1 protein-coding gene is annotated in these 1014 nt (G+C 75.8%); it reads left to right on the top strand.

Annotation, left to right across the window (positions count from 1 at the left end):
- Window positions 1–1014, top strand: a 1014-nt coding sequence (locus MKK54_RS00020) for an AMP-binding protein (protein ID WP_244008479.1), incomplete at both ends; no start/stop codon positions are given.

The raw sequence follows: 1014 nt of genomic DNA, 5'->3' as shown, positions 1-1014 counted from the left end.
CATCGTCGGGCACGGGGTGACCACCCTGCACTTCGTCCCCGCCATGCTGGCCGCCTTCGTGGCCTCGGGCGAACTCGAGGCCTGCGCGCCGCTCACCCGCATCCTGTGCAGCGGCGAGGCCCTGCCGGGCGACCTCGCGGCCGCCGTCCGTGCCCGCACGGGGGCGGCCCTGCACAACCTCTACGGCCCCACGGAAGCCGCCATCGACGTCTCCGCTTGGGCCTGCGGCGATGAGGCCGGGACAGGGACCGAGACGACGGAGGTGCCCATCGGCCACCCCATCGCCAACCTCGCCCTGCACGTCCTCGACGGCGACCTGAACCCGGTTCCGATCGGGGTCGCGGGAGAGCTGTACATCGGCGGGCTCGGTCTGGCGCGGGGGTATCACGGGCGGGCCGGGCTCACGGCCGAGCGCTTCGTGCCCGACCCGTTCGGGCCGTCGGGCGGGCGTCTCTACCGCACCGGCGACCGGGTCCGGCGCCGGCCCGACGGGGCGCTGGTGTTCCTCGGGCGCCTCGACGACCAGGTGAAGATCCGGGGGTTCCGCATCGAGCCCGGCGAGATCGCCGCCCGCCTGCGGGCGCATCCCAGCGTCGCCGACGCCGCCATCGTCGCCGTCCCCGCGCCGGGCGGTCCCCGCCTCGTCGGGTACTGCGTCCCGCGCGAGGCACCGGCGGAGGCGCGTGGGGAGGCGCGGGGGGCGGACCGGGCGCAGGGCGGCGAGGCCGCCATCGAGGCCACGCTGCGGGCGCATCTGGCGGGCCAATTGCCCGACCACATGGTCCCGGCCCGCCTCGTGTTCCTGCCCGCCCTGCCGGTCTCACCCAACGGCAAGCTCGACCGCGCCGCCCTGCCCGTCCCCGACTGGAGCGCGCGGCCGGACGGATCACCGGACCAGCCGGATGCGCCCCTCACCCCCACCGAGGCCGCCCTCGCGGCGATCTGGAGCGAGGTCCTCGGCGTGCCCGACATCGCCCGAACCGACAACTTCTTCGAACGCGGCGGACATTCCCT

Source organism: Methylobacterium sp. J-068, assembly GCF_022829445.1.
Classification (GTDB): Bacteria; Pseudomonadota; Alphaproteobacteria; order Rhizobiales; family Beijerinckiaceae; genus Methylobacterium.
The sequence above is the reverse complement of the archived record's forward strand: the minus strand, read 5'-3'. Positions and strand labels throughout refer to the sequence as shown.